Below are 17,594 nucleotides of genomic sequence, written 5' to 3'. Positions count from 1 at the left end.
ACCCATTTCGAACTCCCGCTGGGATTACAGAAGTTCGAAAAGAAGCATGACTTCGCCACCCAGCTCAATCTGGTCTCCGTTTTGAAGTGGGTAGCTCATGCCAGCAATATCGGCCCGTTCCATCGAATCGTTCGGGTGCATGATTTTTGTCTTGTTCCCCCCTGCCGGTAATCCCCCCGGATCGACAAGGAGAACGTAGCGGTTTTGAATCAGATCATAACGTATCGTTGCGTGCGCCCGGCTAACTGCACCATTTCCAGCTCCTTTCTTCGCGTCGAAACCGGGCTCGTCGTCATTCAGGATAACAATGTTATTAGTCCGAACCCGTCCCGATGCCGTTTGCGTGCTACGTCCACGACCAATACAGAACGTAGTGTTTTTTGTCGAATCGAGAATATATTCGGGCTGTTCCAGTTGGCCAACCAGCGCAGTCACTCTGGCCAGATGCGGTGAATTATCCGGTTTTGATTTATCGACGACAAACAGGCCCAGATTACCTTCGCGATACGTAACATCGGGTAATGTATCCGTAAAAAAGGCGTACTCAAACTGCCAGCTTTTGGGTAACGTAATGTAATTATCAGCGAGTTGCCGAGACAGTTCCGCCTGAAATTTCCCCGGCTGATTCATCCACAAAACAACCCGATATAAGTCTTCTTCCTCAGGATTTGCGCACAAAACAGACAGCCGAAGCCCAACAGGAGCCGCGTCCGGTTCATTCTGGTAAGCCCGAAGTTTACCGACGATAAACCGCATAACCTGCTCCCGTAACTGAGCGGCTGGCGGAGGACCTGTAATCGTCGATTTTGACGAAACGGGAGTAGGTTCACTTGTCTCACGATCAGCAGGGGTAGTCTGCTGTTCGGCTGTCGTAAACCCGAATAAACTTTTGACTTTTTCTAGTAGACTCATGGTGAATTAGTTCTGTAACGCGGACATTCTGTCCGCATTGCGATAGATTAGTATGCATAGTAACAATGCGGACAGAATGTCCGCGCTACGTTAAAAGCTTCCCAAATAGCTACGTTGTTTCAAAATCGGGGCCACTACGCTATTCGCTAAGTTGACCGCATCGGCGGAAGATTCGCCCAATTCGATACGTACTGTAACAATCGTGTGCGACCGACCGTCGGGTGTCGGTGCGAAAAATACGTACCAGCCGTCATTTTGCTGAATACCCTGCACAATACGTTCGGGCGTACCGGTTTTACCCGCCACCCGCGCTACGTTGATCTTACTACGTCCCGCCGATGGATTCGATTGTTCGATCATGAATTCTTCTAACTGCGTTGCAAAATCGGGCCGACGTGCTACGTGCTTTCCAGTAATAATCGCATCAGGTTTCCCCGCTCGATCCAGTACGTAGCGCGACGGCTGTAGGATGCCCTGATACGCAATAGCACCCGCCATCCGGGCCATTGATGCGGGCGTTGCTGTCAACTGCCCTTGCCCCCAGGCAAGCCCCGAAAACTCACTCCGGTAACGTCTTGGATATTGCGTGCTTTGATACAATTTCCGACGTACCACAAACGACGAATCGCGCCAGTGCTGGCGAATCTGAACTCGTTCTTCGTCGGTGTGCGTATCCGAAAAGGAGTAACCGCCGATTAAATCGACGTTCATACCGGTAGCTAAATAAAGATCGGCCAGTTCAGTATCCAGTGTATTGTCGTTAGCCGTTCGGATAAAATAAACGTTGCTCGACCGAACAATGGCTTTCCGCATATCGACATCCTCTCCGCAGGGTTCCGATTCCCGTGTACCTCTCCGAATGATTTCCTGACACGAAATCGGATAGCGTACTGCCGACGCCGACGAGCCCAGTTTGTTAAAGGCCGCCATCGCCGTCAGAATTTTAGCCGTCGAACCGGGTGCCGTTGCGTAGGTCATGCCCAAATCACGTTCCGTCACCAGATACGGAAGTTTTAGCCGATCCCGATCTGACAACAGCATGATTTCGGGCGTTTTGAGGTTGGGTAACGGGTGAACTGCCGATGCCAGTACGTCGCCCGAACGAGCATCCAGCACGACTACCGAAAGGCGTTTGTTACTATATTCAGATTGAGCCAACGCTTTTTGCAAAGAAACTTGCAACTCCGCATTGATACTCAGATGAATATCGCGGTTTTTGGCTTTCCGGTCGGCCACTTCACGGCTATCGATTCCGGCTCGTAAGGCTGAAGCTAATTCACTATAATCGTAGGCAGTAAGTGTACGCGTTTGCTGAACCGTCGGACTAAAGCGGTCGGCCTGATAGTCGGTAGCGATAAGGGTTGTTTTTCTCGGGCGACTGTTGAAGCCACGTAACTCGCTGAAATGGGTAGCCTCGGCGTAATAACCGTTGCTTTGTCCCCAGAAAAGTTGCGTATTCAAATCGCCGGTCCAGAAAAACAGATGTTCGCCAAACGGGTAATACCGTTGCAGTCGTTTCTGGGTGAGCGTTTGAAGCTGGTCTGATTTCAGGCCACTTTGCCGAAGCCGCGCCGATTGCTGCGCAACTTGTTCGGGTGAGCTGGTTGCCAGTACTAAACCATTTCGGTCGTAAACAGTGCCTGCCGCCAGCACACGAGTCAGCCGTTCGATTCGGGGGTTATAGCTGTACACAGGATCGCCGTTACGTGTCACTACCCGAGCGGGGCGCACAATATAGTCATTACCTCGCCAGCCGATGATCGGTAATAAGCGACCGATTAGCACCACTACGCCAATCAGAAATCCGGCAATACCCGTCATCAGTACTACGTCGTAATGCTTCTCCAGATATTGACGCTGTTCTAGTTGACCCGGCCGATGTGCTACGCTGAATACGACGCCCATCGCCATTATATTTATAATCAATGAAATCTTGCCATAACTCAGAAACGGTACGCTAATTCCTGTCAGGGGAAGCAACCCGATAGAACCGCCAGCAATGATCAAAAATTGAACACCCGTTGCAATCGCGATACCAGCCACCAGAAAGAAGCTAAACGGTTGACCAGCGCGTCGGGCATGCAATAAGGTTCGGTGCAATAGGACGCCCATCAGCAGAAAAACGGCTACAACGCCCAAACCACCCAAGCTTTCGCCAACGCTAGGCAGAATCATATCGGTATGGGCGGCTGGCATGGCACTCGCAAAGCTTTTTCCTAATCCCTGCCCCGTCCAGCCACCGGACGACAATGCCCAGAAGCTGTGCGCCAGATGATCGCCCCCATACACGTCGTTATTCCAGGGATTAAGCCACATCGCTTTTCGGTCGGCCAGTCGACTTCCCACAAACGGCAGCAGATCGCCAAAAGCGAACATTGCCATTACTAGAAGAAGTAAAACAGGTGCTTCAGTAAGCAAAGCGATCCAGCCCAATCTTGTTCGCGAACGCGCTTCGCCCTGCCAGTACATATACCCGACAAGCACAACTAAACTCAGCAACGTAGCAATCCAGCCGGGTAATAACCAGAGCGCTACGCCATAACCGAAACCTGTTGCCAGTGTTAGCGGCAGATTCCCTCGGGCAATGCTATAAAACAGCAGGAACGTAAAGCAAACGACCAGAGCCGGGCCCATATCGCCCAGCAGGAGATAGAGCAACATAAGCAGCCCCGCTCCGGCCAATGCGCCCAGGCTTACTTTAAACCGCCAGCGCAAATCGGGCAGTTGCCGAATTTGCTGTTCGTTGGCGGCAAAGAAACCCGCAAAGAATATCAGTAGCAGGTATTTCGTAATCTCGCTGGGTTGAAACGTAATACCCAAGATGGACAGATTGACTCGTACTCCGCTACCTTCCGGCCCCGAACCCATGAGCAAGGTTAACGTAGCAAGGCCAACAGCAAGTACCAGCCAAGTCCAGCCAGACAGACGTACTGACGCCCGATTTTGGAACGTAAACAGCCAGTCGTAGCGCCAATCCGCGTAAAATCGGCCAATATTTAGTTGCGATAAGATCGTCATGCCAGCCAGACCAATTGCTACGCCCTGCAACGTTTGCCAGGCGTAAAGTATATCCTGCAACGGGTCCTGAATAGCCAGAAGCGTCAGCACTGATATACCCGTCAGTAGCATCAAAATGGGAAGCAATAACGGATCGGGTTGAAAACGTCGGATGTCCCAGAAGCTCTGTACCGCCCAAAATACAAGTAGAAACAACACCACAATCGCCCAGAACTGTGCCGTAAACGCGGTTGGCGTTCGAACGGATAAGGCATGATCGGTTTTGAGCTGCCCATAAACCGTTGAGCCAATCAAGCGCAGGTGATGCCGACGAGCGGTAAAGTTATACGACTGATCGCTGGTCAGATGACTTGTTCCCCGGCGGCTCCCGAACTCGAAACCGGGCTTAAGGGGAACCACACTGTAGCCCGATCCATCCGTTAGGCCCGTAAAGGTAAACTTGCCATCAGTGTCTGTTCGGGCGTAGGTAACCCGATCCGGTAATGTATCGGGTTGGGCGGTGGCTGGATGGCGCTTTAGCTGAACCAATACGTTGGTCATCGGTTTCTCGTCGCGTATCACCTGCCCAGCGATTTCCTTCGTTCCATTTCCTGCACTAACGGACGATGAATAAGCTTTAGGATTGTTTAGTTCGCGGACGTAGAGCAATGAGTCGAAACCCATTTGCTGGCGGGAAACCTGTAACCGACTCTGGAAATCAGCACCGCCAATCCGACTACGCCAGGCCACAGGAGCCAGCACGGAGAACAGACGTTTGTTCAGACTTCCGAGATTATCAGGCGAGCCGTTTTGCCGAAGTTTCATCGCCAACGTATCGGCAATCAGGGCTCTGTCTTTCGGATCGTTATAGTAATTGCCTGTATTGAGAATCCGCTGGATTGCCGCTGATTTCAGTCCTGATTCAAGTGTTAACGCCTGTCCGCTAGACAAGGCTTCATTAGCCTGATTCAGTACTGGAAGTAGGTTCATATAAAGCCGCCCAAACAGTAGCAGCAGTATGACCGATGCGCCCAGCAAATACAAACGCCCGGAGGGGCCAGTGTTTACATTCATATTCTGATCGACCCCTAAATTTATTAATGATTTGAAGTAACTATCAACTGAATTCAACCAATCCCTATCAGCTCACTGCTTTAGCTGTGGGGGCGCACAAACGGAAATATACCACACAACCGTTTTAACGGTTTAAACATCGAAAACCGTTGAAACGGTTGATTTTATTGAGGTTGGTTATCGGTATACCCACGACTAAAGCCGTGGGCTGATAGTTTTACTTCTGCGATTAATTTCTTCAGATCAATTCGGGGTTTTAGAGGCAAAAGATGTAACATTTATAACGTTCTGGTTGAATCAACGGCAGCGTTCGATGAATCGGGAGCAGATGTCGTTGATTCTGGTGGTACAGGTACTGTCGCTGGATTGTTTTCCGTTGCGGTCGAATCCATTATGGTCTCTATCGGATAATCTGATGAAACCTGTGTAGTATCTTCTGCTATCGTGTCGGTAGCCAATGAATCAGGCTGAATTTGAGTTGAATCGGCAACAACCTGAGCTTTTCTTTTGGGTTGATCTTGATAATTTTTGTACAGAATAGCCGCCCCAATCAGTAAGGTTACCATAAAAAAAGCCAGTCCTTTTAGCCATCCAGTATAGCTAGATTGAGGTTCATCGTCAATGATTGGCGCAGCAGGTACTTCCGTTCGGAGGGGCTGTACAGGAGCCGCCATCGTCCGTTGTGTGCCCTGTATTCGACGATCTAAAGAACGGTTTGGCTGCATTTCTTCTACATTGGCTTGTTTTAAAAGAAATACGAATTCGTTGACGTCACTCAGCCGTTCGGATGGGTTTTTGGCTAATATCCATTCCAGAATTGTATCTAAGCTCGGCAGGACGTAGTGGCCGGAAGGAAGCTGTAACGCTGGTGGCGGAGTTCTCAAAACATGCCCCATGAACGTAGCGATTCCGGCACTATCGGTCATCGAAAACGGCACCTTACCCGACAGGCATTCATACAAAACCACGCCCAGTGAATAATAATCCGTAGCCTTATCAACGCCCCGTGGATTATCGAACTGCTCCGGCGATGCGTATTCGTACGTCATTAACGATTGACCAGTCATCGTTTGCGATTGTTCACGCAGGCGGGCCACGCCAAAATCGGTCAATAGAAAATGAATTTCACCACTGGGTAAGGGCCGAAACAGAATATTTTCGGGTTTGATGTCACGGTGAATAATACCACGACTATGAATCGCTTTGAAGGCTTCAGCCATTTGCAACCCTAACCGGATTGTATTGGATACGTCCAGATAACCCTGTTCGCCCAAGAGAGTACGCAGATTTCCGCCCTCAACCCATTCCATCACAATAAACGGCATCGGCATATCCAACTGCACGTCCCGCACACGCACTACGTTCGGATGCTGGATGTCGGTCATCAACTGCGATTCGAGCCGAAACCGACGTAGCGTATCTGCATCCGTGTTGACGGTGAAGTGTTTAATCGCGACTAGATCGCCCGTTTCCAGATGACGAGCCTTTAGCACACGAGCGTTCGACCGGCCCAGTTCGCCAATGATTTCGTAACCCGGAAAATGCGTATTGACACTTACTGTTGGCATGGGTCAATTAATTTAGCGAGTCTGATGAAGCAGCCGTCATCAGAGAATCCAGTGGTTGGGCAAACTGATGCTCGACAATTTTGTAGGTGACTTTGGTGCCCCGGTCGCTATTGGGCGCATTCTCAATCAACGACGAATTAGGTCCGACGTTGGTGAAAAACACCTTCTCAGATTTATACAGCCCTCCGCCATCCTTATAATAATTTACCTTAACGCCAACCGACGCAAAAGTGATCTGGCTCGGATTGCTCAGTTGAAGCTGTACGTTTTTGATTCCGCCGAACAGACCGACCCGGTAATCATTCACCTTCACCGTCAGCCCTTCAACCGCAGCCAGTGCTTCCTGTCTGAGTTGCTCCTGACGAGCGGCCTCCACTTCGTCCTGTTGCCGACGTGCCGATTCATCGGTAGAATTGCCGATTTCAGACGTATCGCTACGAGTGATGGGTGTATCAGCAAACGTAGTGCGCGTACTGGATTTCGGTTTGAGAACGACGTAGTACAGACCAACAATGCCGACAAAAATAGCCACTGCCAGTGCCGCCCATTTTAGCCCTCCCGACATTGGCTTATCAGAACGGGGTTCCCGAACAGGTACGACTTCAGCAAACGTAGCGTCTGTTACGTCAACCTCTTTTGGAGTAGGTTCACTGATAAGGACAGGCTTTATTGGTTCTGTGTGTGAAGGCCGGACAGAGGTGGTGCGATTGCTCTGCAAATGAGTTAGTTCAGCCTGTTTGAGTAACCAGGTCAACTCATCCGGGTCGCTCAATCGATCTGTTGCTTTCTTTTGCAACAAGCCACGTAGTAAATCTGTGAATGGGCTAAGTGTCTGATCATTCGACGAAACCGTTAGAGCAGGTGGGGCTTCCGTCAGCACTTTATTCATGAACGTAACGATGCCTGTATGGTCATCCAACGCAAATGGTACGCTACCATGCAGGCATTCGTACAGCACCACGCCCAGCGAATAGTAATCCGTTGCAATCCCAACATTTCGTGGGTCATTGAATTGCTCCGGCGACGCATATTCATAGGTCATCAGCGACTGTCCCGTCAATGTGTTCGATTGTTGGTGGAGTCGAGCTACACCGAAATCAGTCACCAGAAAATGGAGTTCGCCACTGGGCAAAGAACGAAAGAGAATATTCTCAGGCTTAATATCGCGGTGAACGATGCCCTGCGGATGAATCGCTTTAAACGCACTGGCCATTTGCAGCCCTAACCGGCTGACCGTTGATACGTCCAGCGCGCCCTGACTGTCGATAAGTTGCTTGAGACTTCCGCCCTCAATCAGCTCCATGACCAGATAAGGCAGTTCGGCCTCTAGTTGCACCTCGCGAACCTTTACGATATTGGGATGGGCAATACTGGTCATAATGGCCGATTCCCGCTCAAACCGACGTAGCGTTTCGGCATCGGTATTGAGGGCAAAGTGCTTGATCGCCACCAGATCGCCCGTTGCCAGGTGACGGGCCTTCAGGATGCGTGCGTTGCTACGTCCTAATTCGCTCAGTACTTCGTATCCCGGAAACCGCGTATCAAATCGAATTGTGGACATTAGTGGCGTGTTGTTTTTGGTTTAGTGGAATCAGGAGCGTTTTGTACCGACATGCTAATAACCGCTTTGCGGAAGGTATCCTGCCGAATGGCTGCACTAATGGGCAAATCCACGTTTTTGAAGTACACGTTCGAGAGCTGCAACTTCGCACCGCGCGTTGTCTCAATCCCTTTCTTGAATCCGCTGATTAGTATATTTTCCAGATTTACGGTTCCTGACTGGTTAACCTGTAGTGCTACATGTGTCTGTGCGGAGTCGGCGGGTAACAAAACGGTCAATTGCTTGTCGCCCACGATACGTTGTAAGGAATCGGTTATCAGTAACGTCTTCGTAAGTCGGAACGTATCGGCTGGCAACGTCAACTGGTGATCTTTACTACGGTAAGCGGTTTGTAACAATGAATCAAATGTAGAAATTACTCCTGTTTCCGCCGATGTTACGTTCGGTTGACTGCTGATCGTGTCTAAACTATCAACCACTGCTACGTCAGATTGACTAGATGGTTGATATTGATACCAGATAATGGCCGCAATCAACCCGATTGTTAACAAACCCAATAGTATTAATAAACCTGTTGAGCGTTTTTGGGCTGGCTTTGTCTCGGTAGACGTTACTTCCTGAGCAACAGGAGCCACTTGCGGCACTACTTGCGTTGGTACGTCGATAGCTTTAGCTGAACCCGTCGAAGGCGTAGCGACTAACGTATTGTTCTTAGCCAGAACGACCGTAATATTGTCCTTACCACCTTTCAGATTGGCTTTCCGAATCAATTCGATTGTCTGCTCGTCAAGAGTAGGCTTTTGATCCAGAACTGCCTTGATTTGAGCCTTTGTAACCAGATCTGTCAGGCCATCGCTACAGAGCAGCAACGTATCACCCGGCAGAAAATCGGTTTCCCCCGATTCCAGGAAATCAGGATCATCAACCCGATGTTCCTCTGAACCAACGTCCCGCAGAATCTCGTTTCGGCGGGGGTGCGCCATTGCTTCGCCTTCGGTGAGTTCATTAGCGTCTTCCCGAATGCCAACCAGCGAATGATCGTAGGTCAGTTTTTCAAGCACACCCTTCCGATACCGATATAGGCGGGTGTCGCCTACATGAACGTAGTACAGCTTACTTGCTTGACTATCAGCCACGGCAGTGGTTAGCACGCAACACATATTCGCCAATCGGGGCTCTTGCTGTCGCTCCCTATCGATTTGATTATTGGCAAACACAACCGCTTCGCGCAACATCGACAGCGGGTCGCCGTTCGGTTTGGCCATGTATTGTTCAATCGACTCCTTGGCAATAGCCGCAGCCCGGTCGCCCCCGGCATAGCCCCCAACGCCATCAATAACAGCTAACAATGCACTGGTTTCGGCCCAAATGGTTGAGCAGATAAAGGCATCCTGATTATCAGTTCGGCGCTGACCTACGTCGGTCTTGCCATCAAATTCCAATGAATTCATTACGTAGCGTCTTGCAGGATTTGCAGTTGGTTCAACGTAGCAAATTGGCTCCGCCGAACAGCCGGCTGTTCATCGTGTCAGAAATAGTGTTGTTTATTTATCGTGGTAAATCCCGAAAATGTTTCAGGACCAGAAACACAACAAACAGGAGTAACACGAAAACAAGTAGCGCATCAATCATACTACGTAGTGCGTTGGAAGTTTAGTGTAACCATACTATTGAGCAGAATCTGGGCTTTATCGGGCAAAGTATACCACTGTGGATTAGCGGGTTCACTACGTGGAATAAGCTGTTCGTTCACGCGGGTTTCGTTTCGGCTAAAGGATGCAAGTTGAAAGCCATGGGTTGCATCGTCGTACCGAATGCGGGCGTGCGGGTTCGATACGTAGGCCGATTCGAGTAAGAGATAATTCGGAAAATGCTGATTATCGGGTTCTTTTCGGGCTACCACAATCTCCCGGTCGCGCATCAGATACGTATCTTCTTTGTTTAACTCGGCAATGTAGTACGTAATCTCGGCCAATCCGGCGGCTATGCTACGTGGTAAATTAGGTACGTTGCGGGTAGCCGATCCGGGCATTGAGGCCCGTTCGTTTTGGGTGGGCAACGTATCAAATTTGAACTTTACGACAAAAGCCCCCGGTTCACGAAAGTCGATATGCTGAAACGTATTCAGATCAACATCTACTTTTTCGTAGCGGTTTGTTTGTTTGACACGGCGCGTTACGTGCAACTTATCAGCCGATTGACGCTGTTCATTACCGGGCAAAATACCTGTCAGCGCACCTACTACGTATACATCTTCCGAAGCGACAGTTTCGCCACCAAACTCCCGGCCTCCCCCAAATTTAAAAAACCAGCTGGAGGCTACCGGCGCAACCCGTTCATACTGCCCTTTGTGCGATTCGATACTGGCCTTAAACGACTTAACCGCTTCATCGACAATGACCGGAAAGGCGTTCTGGCGTTCCTCATACGTATCTGGATGCAGAATAATGAGAAAGTGCGCATTGAACAACATACTTGATCCGACCGACTCCCGGCTGATGGAATCCTCGAATGAATTCACCAATTCTGTCAAGATCCGCTTGTTGGTTACCGTAGCGGTAGAGGTGGGTTGGCTCTGGCTGGGAGGCACAAGTAGATTGCCTAATTTATGAAGCCAGTTGGGCTGATCTGCCATGGATGAACGCAAATAGGTGTTTGTTACACCCATAAACGATGACCACTGCCGTTTTCTTTTGAATGCAGTCAAGTTACTTGTATTGAACTCGACTATGTATTCTATGAAACAGACCAGATACTACAGGTGCAAATAGGTTGAAAATGACGTAAGTTATTGATCGGCACGTTAAACCTAAACTAGTCGACAAACTCTAACGTTTATACGATAATTGCTTTCCCAAACAACTCGCTATGAACCGCCGATTACTTACCTGTCTGTTGCTGATGTTACTGACGTCGGGGCTGCGCGCGCAGGTGCAGTATACGACCGAATCTCCCCGTGTAGATGATATAAATGATCGGGACGTCAGCATAAAGCGCGTCGAACTTACGGATCAGTATACAATCATTTATATGAAGTTTGAAGCTCAAAGAGCTCAAAAGCGCGACTGGCCGTTTTCTGTTCCGATGCCGAATGGTAGAAATGTAGAACCTGTTTCGCCGAACAACATTGGCTTTCAGCCATCGTCGCGCTTATACGTAAATCAGGGGGAACGCTCGTATAAATTTATTCGGGCTGAGAATATTCCCTCCGAAATGCGCAAAAGTGTTAAGCCCGGTGAACGGGTTGATTTTGTGGCCTATTTTGAACGTATTGACCCCGGTTATACTACGTTTGATTTATTTGAATGTAAAGACTATCAATCGAGAACAGGCCCGGTTGTCTGCTTTAATTTCTGGGGGGTGCACATTATCAATCCGAAAAAGAAAGATACGTATGCGCAACGTAATACAAAGCCACAGATGCCTGCACCTATACCGCCCAAGACGGAGCAACCGCGCTACACACCCCGTACAAAACCGGGCGTAGGAACCGATATACCGGAAGAAACGCCTAAGCCTGCCCAGCCACAGGAAACCCCGGCACCAGCGGAGATTGCTATCAACGGTATTACCCGTGATGCGAAAACGAAAGCCCCTATTGTGGCTACTGTTACGTATCGGCTGATTTCCGGGGCTGAATCGGCTGGCGACGAACCTGCGGATTCGGTTGAAAGCACAAGTCCGACCGGGAAATACCGCATTCCGATTGAACGTCGGGGTGTATATGCCGTAACAGCTTCTGCCAAAGGCTATTTCAGTCAGAGTGATACGTTGGCAACCAACCGTACCGACGTAGCGCGTGATTTTAATCTGGTGCCGATTGAAGCCGGAGCAAAAATTACCCTGAAAAATATCTATTTCAACGTATCGAAGTTCGATCTGAAGCCCGAATCTTTCCCCGAACTGGACCGACTGACGGGGGTTATGCAGTCGAATCCGAATATGACCATCCGGTTAGAAGGGCATACCGATACGGTGGGTGATTTCGATTCGAATGTAGAACTGTCGCGTAACCGGGTCAATGAAGTGAAGCGTTATCTGGTCAGCAAAGGAATTAGCGCGGGCCGAATCGAAACGGTAGGATACGGCCCCTCTCGACCAATCAACACCAACAAAAGCCTGAAAGAGCGGCCCGAAAACCGGCGGGTCGAAATGGTAATTGTGAAGGTTTAAAACTTAATGAGTTGCTACGTGTTTCAAGTTCCAGAATCGCTACGTATCGAAATCTGGAATTTGAAACATGAAGCAACCGTTCGATCTTTCTGCCGTACTGACTCGGGTTGAAGAAGCCATTCGCCCGTACCCGAAAGCTGCCATGTTTGAGCTGTTTGAGCGTGGTTATACTACGTTGTTCGAGCAGTTGATTTCCTGTATCGTTTCTATTCGGACGCTCGATGAAACAACGATTCCTGTGTCGCTACGTCTGTTTGAACAGGCAAGAACGCCACAAGATCTGCTCAAGCTCGATATTCCAACGCTAACACAACTTCTCTACGGCACAACTTACCCCGATCAGAAAGCGTATACCATGCGCGGCATCGCCGAACGTATCATGAATGAGTTTGGTGGTACGTTACCCGCCGATTATGATACGTTGACCTCGCTGAAAGGTGTAGGGCCGAAATGTGCGAATCTGGCGCTTGGTGTAGCAACTGGTCAGGCGGCTATTAGTGTCGATATTCATGTACATCGAGTAGTGAATCGCTGGGGTTTTGTGCAGACCAAACAACCTGAACAGACACTAAAAGTGCTTGAAAAGCAGGTTCCTAAAGAACAATGGATTGCGATAAACCGATTGCTGATGCCGTTCGGAAAACACATCTGTACCGGCACGTTACCGCACTGTTCAACCTGCCCGGTGCTGGACTGGTGCGAACAGGTTGGCGTAGAGCGGCACCGATAAACGAACGTAGCACTATTGCTCTCCTTCCATCAGTGTTTCGCGCAGGTTTGCTAAGGTATTACGGCAGACTTTATCCAGTTCTTCATACAACTCCTTCTCCTGCTGGGCGGCCTGTTCGGCTACTGCGGGGCTGCTCCCCGTTTTTTCTAAATCACTGGCCGTAGCACTTGTTCCCCGAATCGGAATAAACATACCATTTTTATCCGCAATTAAGTCGGTCAACGTAGCACGATAACGGCCAAATTTTGGCTCAATCGTTAGGGTGTACCGTACGCTTTGTTTTCCAATCGGATAAGCCGCTTTGATAAACAGAATATTGTGCTCCTGATCGAACTGTACTTCCGTATTCGACGTAATACCGTACTGATCATCTGCCCAGATACGAGCCTGCTCCATAATTTTCTTTGCTGGACGTTTACTATCGGGAAGTTTTATAATTTCCTGATACTGAACCTGTCCGCCTTCGGTAGTTGGCAATTGAACTTGTGCAAAAAGCGACGTAGAGACAAACAGTAAAATGAGAAACAAAGACGGCTTCATAAAGCAATACATAAATGAGCGGCAATACCTTCTGCAAGTTTACGTGAAAATCTCAAGTATCACCTTTTTATCCGTCGGATAAACTAGCTAAGGTGTAAGCGAGAGTCGTCCATTCAGGCCAAACGTTAAGCCTCGATCCAGATCGAAACGAATCTTTTTGGCATTGGCCACATAGCTGGCCGGAATAGTAATCAAATGTTTGATTTGCAAAGAATCCGTACTCAGCGGAATCCTGTTGCACGACCAGACACTTATATCATTCCAATCACCTGTTTTAAGCGTAAACATATTGCCCGTGTTTACCGTCAGGCTGAACGCTGTTGAGGTAACCGAGTTGCAGGCACCCGTTACGACAACCGAGTAAGAACCGCTATTGGCCGTAGTTACAGCCGGAAGCGTCAGTGTGGCGGTAGTGGCCGATGCTACGTTGGTTATGGCGGCTCCATCTTTATACCATCGGTACGAACTAATTGTTCCTGTTGCGCTAACGGCTACCGCAACGGTACTACCTTCGCAGACAACGGAACTGGTAGCCGGTTGCTGGGTGATGATTACCAGCGGCTGATTGAGACGGGTAACATTGGTCTGAGTTGAGGCAGTGCAACCGTTGGCCCCTGTAACAATCACGGCATACGTACCGGTCTGGCTGACTACTGCTGTAGACGTAGCACCATTCTGGCTAAGCCCAGGCCCCGTAAAGGCATAGTTTACTCCACCCGAAGCAGTAAGTGTTACGTTGGACATTGAGCAGGATAAGGGACCATTGTTACCCAACGTAGCAGTTGGCGACGAATTGATTGTGAGGGCTGCATTGGCTGAGCCAGTCGTGCAGGAATTGCTCGAAGTTATTTTTACCGAATAATTTGCAGCGGCATCTCCTGCGCTTACATTACTGATTGTCAGTTTCGACGTAGTAGCCGTAGACGTAATAGCGATTGTGGAACCGTTGCCCGTAGCGCCATTGCTGAGCAACGTAGCACCTTTGTACCACTGAAAGCTGAGAGTTCCGCTACCACTTGCTGTAGCAGAAAAGGAGGCTGTTGTACCCACACAGGTAGCCACCGAAACAGGTTGTTGACTGATCGAAGGGGCAGGGTTGATGGTGATTGAGGCTCTGGTAGTGGCATCGTTCGTAGGTACGTTATCAACCACCGCGTTGACCGTAGCAGCACCAGCGCTATTACCTGTATACGTAGCAGTAGCCAAACCGTTGCTCTGAATGGTTGTCTGTGCACCTGTGATTGAGCCCAGCGTGGCATTGAAACTTATGGGAACTCCTAAAAAAGCGGAAAGGTTACCGGCTGTAATGGTTGAACCCGCCGAATTAACCGTAAAGCCCGAGCTAATGCCAACTCCATTATTTGCGCATGACGAATTACTGGATGCGGTGGTACGTAGCTGAAGGTAGGGAGTTGTTGTTAACACGCCCGAACTACTTCCTGCAAAACGCTGTGCTTTGTCGCTACAACTGCCAGAGCCACCATTACAACCCCACCAGTTGTTAGCGGCATTTATATTTCCCTGCGTATCTGACATGAACAAAGCAGTTCCTGTATTACTTCCAGCCGTGTTGCCGAAAAAGCGATTGTAATTAATAGCGAATGTATTGGTAGACGTAAATGAATTAGTTGCCGAAATAGCCCCACCTCGTCCACCGGGAGCACTGTTATTGGTGAAGTTATTCTTCGTAATCGTGACCGATAAGGTAGGAAATGGTGGATTATTCACCGAGTACCCTTGCGCCGAAACGATAATTGCTCCCCCCTCCCCATTTGTACCTACCGAATTATTTGTGAATGTGCTATTCGTGACCGATAGGTTACCATTCGGATAGGTGTATGTAGTACCAATACTATAACTATAAGCAAAAAAGTAGATGGCTCCGCCCGTATTTGCATTAGTAGAAACCGAGTTCCCGCTAAACGTACACTGATCAATTGCCAACGTGCCACCGCCTGTAAAACAAATAGCTCCACCACCTGTAGAACCTGCTACCGCGGGGTCAATTGTATTATTTTGAAAGACACAATTTGTAAGGTTCAGCGCATTATTTGGCCCTCCGGCAACGATAGCCCCGCCACCATATGTGTCTGATTTCAATCGACCATTCGTAAATTTTACGCCCGTTATGCTGGTTTGAATATTAGCATTGGTGCCCGGTGGGTCAATCAGAAAAATACGATCCAGATTATTGCCAGTACCCGCCATATTGATAATAGTACTATTGGGCCCAGCTCCATTGATTATAATATGCTGCGCGGTGTTACCAAATGTAATTTGGCCTAAGGTAAGGTTGTACGTTCCCGCTGGCACAGTAATCGTATGGTTGCCACCGGCTGCATCAGATGCCAGTATCGCTCCTCTTAACGTGACCGTACCACTCGAGGACGTACCATCTGCCGTTGTATTGACGGTATAATTCTGCGCCCATCCCGACAGACTCAACAGGATAGCATAGCCAAGTATAGCTATTGACGCGTACTTTTTTGCTGGATTGGTGTATGGCAAACGCCAGAGAGGTAAAGGTAAATGGAGCATAATGGCAAAGGCTTGGAAGGACGCGTTACTACTTTCTTTCTCGACTGATCATCAGGAAATTAAGCCCTATAAAAATAAGCATAATAAGTCAGCAAAACTGACTATTTCGAAGATGACTAACTGTTCAATCGGGAAATATGCTGAAGTAGTTCTTGAGGAGAACTAGAGACTGAAACAGTACGTAGTGATTTCAAATACTTTGCGTTTACTGAAGGAGGCACTTAACAAAAGCACGTAGCATTCGTTCCGAAATTACCCAGTTTATAAATCTCTATTTGTTTAGGAATAACACTGTGGCCACTACTATGATACTTCCTAAAATCCGTGACAAACGATTTATCACCATTCGTCGGGGTGGTACGTTGTCAGACGAAGACCATCATCTACTGGCTATTTGGGCCGCCCAATGTGCTGAACACGTATTGCATTACTTTGAAAAAGTAAAACCAACGGATGATCGTGCCATTGAATTAACACAGGCATGGGTAAATGGAGAAATCACAATGAAGCAAGCTCATATGGCCGCATTTGCCGCAAATGCGGCTGCCAAAGATTTGTCAGGAGCAGCGAGATTTGCGGCTTTATCGGCTGGTCAGGCGGTTGCCGTAGCGCATGTTGCTGCTCATGAACTGGGAGCAGCAGCTTATGCAATCCGGGCTATTATGGCTGATGCTTCAGATGATAAGAAGGAGTTGGTTCGCCATCAGGAATGCCAATGGCAACGTGATAGGCTTCCTGAACAGATTCGTGAGCTTGTGTTTGACGATCAGCGATTGCGAAATGACATTTGTTGGTCTGTTTTTACTAATAGCTGATTCAACCGGTGCCCTATAACCCTTACCTTCCATCCTGAGTTAACGATTGGTATAGGTAGCCTGAATTTTTTTAGGTCTGAAGAACTCTACTTTAGTCTCAGCCAAAGAAATTGACCCTTTTCTTCATCAGCAGGTTAATGAAAATGGTCTTAATAAAACGCCTTTAGGCAAAAATGAAAGACAGTAATCATCTGGTATATAAGGACGTATTATCACCCGTAGGTCTTATTCGGCTTGTGGCTACCAATATCGGATTGGCTGCCATATTATGGGAAGGTGAAGATTATAAACGAACAAAACTGCCAACTCCCGAACGAGATGATGAGGCTCCGATATTATTACAAACAGAGCAACAATTAGCCGAATATTTTGAGAAAAAGAGAACAGCTTTCGACGTTCCTCTTGATTTCAAAGGGACCGATTTTCAGGTTAAAGTCTGGGAAGCATTACTTGGCATTCCTTATGGCGTAACAAAAACGTATGGAGAACTTGCCCGCTTGCTGGGCGACATAAAAGCAGTTAGGGCTGTTGGAGGAGCTTTAAATAAGAATCCTATATCCATTATTGTGCCTTGTCACAGAGTTATGGGCGCATCAGGAAAGTTGGTTGGGTTTGCAGGCGGGCTGCGCAATAAATCTATTTTACTTGAGCTGGAGAATAGTCATAGAGCACCAACTCTCTTTTAA

Annotated in this window: 12 protein-coding genes; 4 read left to right on the top strand and 8 right to left on the bottom strand. The window is 48.6% G+C overall.

The genetic code is table 11. The annotated features are described in order from the left end of the window. Positions 1 to 24: 24 nt before the first annotated feature. The 6 genes from ACYVD4_RS24375 to ACYVD4_RS24350 form a co-directional block, all read right to left on the bottom strand. Positions 25 to 912 (bottom strand): FHA domain-containing protein, encoded by an 888-nt coding sequence (locus ACYVD4_RS24375; protein WP_460950181.1) that lies wholly within the window; start codon positions 910 to 912, stop codon positions 25 to 27. Positions 913 to 1,002: 90 nt separating this feature from the next. Continuing rightward, positions 1,003 to 4,983 carry an FtsW/RodA/SpoVE family cell cycle protein gene (locus ACYVD4_RS24370; RefSeq protein ID WP_460950180.1) on the bottom strand — a complete coding sequence of 1,327 codons (3,981 nt, stop codon included), beginning with the start codon at positions 4,981 to 4,983 and terminating at the stop codon, positions 1,003 to 1,005. Positions 4,984 to 5,261: 278 nt separating this feature from the next. Next, positions 5,262 to 6,551, bottom strand: coding sequence for a serine/threonine-protein kinase (locus tag ACYVD4_RS24365; protein WP_460950179.1), 1,290 nt, complete (start codon positions 6,549 to 6,551; stop codon positions 5,262 to 5,264). A gap of 7 nt (positions 6,552 to 6,558) precedes the next feature. Next, the gene (locus ACYVD4_RS24360; RefSeq protein WP_460950177.1) at positions 6,559 to 8,112 is read right to left on the bottom strand and encodes a serine/threonine protein kinase; all 1,554 of its coding nucleotides are present in this window, start codon (positions 8,110 to 8,112) and stop codon (positions 6,559 to 6,561) included. Beyond that, positions 8,112 to 9,563 carry a PP2C family protein-serine/threonine phosphatase gene (locus tag ACYVD4_RS24355; protein ID WP_460950175.1) on the bottom strand — a complete coding sequence of 484 codons (1,452 nt, stop codon included), beginning with the start codon at positions 9,561 to 9,563 and terminating at the stop codon, positions 8,112 to 8,114. Before ACYVD4_RS24355 ends, ACYVD4_RS24360 begins: the two co-directional genes overlap by 1 nt. 182 nt (positions 9,564 to 9,745) lie before the next feature. After that, the gene (locus ACYVD4_RS24350; RefSeq protein ID WP_460950174.1) at positions 9,746 to 10,747 is read right to left on the bottom strand and encodes an FHA domain-containing protein; all 1,002 of its coding nucleotides are present in this window, start codon (positions 10,745 to 10,747) and stop codon (positions 9,746 to 9,748) included. Between the two features lie 233 nt (positions 10,748 to 10,980). On the opposite strand from ACYVD4_RS24350, the gene ACYVD4_RS24345 reads away from it, so the two are divergent. Next, positions 10,981 to 12,285: an OmpA family protein gene (locus tag ACYVD4_RS24345; RefSeq protein WP_460950173.1), complete on the top strand. Its 1,305-nt coding sequence runs from the start codon at positions 10,981 to 10,983 to the stop codon at positions 12,283 to 12,285. A gap of 67 nt (positions 12,286 to 12,352) precedes the next feature. Continuing rightward, entirely contained in the window at positions 12,353 to 13,015 is a 663-nt protein-coding gene (locus tag ACYVD4_RS24340; RefSeq protein WP_460950171.1) for an endonuclease III domain-containing protein, read from the top strand. Positions 13,016 to 13,027: 12 nt separating this feature from the next. Here the strand turns inward: ACYVD4_RS24340 and ACYVD4_RS24335 are convergent, their stop codons facing one another. Both ACYVD4_RS24335 and ACYVD4_RS24330 read right to left on the bottom strand, forming a co-directional pair. Further along, positions 13,028 to 13,555 (bottom strand): hypothetical protein, encoded by a 528-nt coding sequence (locus ACYVD4_RS24335; RefSeq protein WP_460950170.1) that lies wholly within the window; start codon positions 13,553 to 13,555, stop codon positions 13,028 to 13,030. Between the two features lie 87 nt (positions 13,556 to 13,642). Beyond that, the gene (locus ACYVD4_RS24330; RefSeq protein WP_460950169.1) at positions 13,643 to 16,093 is read right to left on the bottom strand and encodes a beta strand repeat-containing protein; all 2,451 of its coding nucleotides are present in this window, start codon (positions 16,091 to 16,093) and stop codon (positions 13,643 to 13,645) included. Positions 16,094 to 16,398: 305 nt separating this feature from the next. Between ACYVD4_RS24330 and ACYVD4_RS24325 the strand changes: the two genes are divergently transcribed. Continuing rightward, positions 16,399 to 16,908, top strand: a complete 510-nt coding sequence (locus tag ACYVD4_RS24325; RefSeq protein WP_460950168.1) for a putative immunity protein — start codon at positions 16,399 to 16,401, stop codon at positions 16,906 to 16,908. A gap of 173 nt (positions 16,909 to 17,081) precedes the next feature. After that, positions 17,082 to 17,594, top strand: coding sequence for a methylated-DNA--[protein]-cysteine S-methyltransferase (locus ACYVD4_RS24320; RefSeq protein WP_460950167.1), 513 nt, complete (start codon positions 17,082 to 17,084; stop codon positions 17,592 to 17,594).

Source organism: Spirosoma daeguense (assembly GCF_054776875.1).
This window is presented reverse-complemented; position numbering and strand designations above follow the sequence as displayed.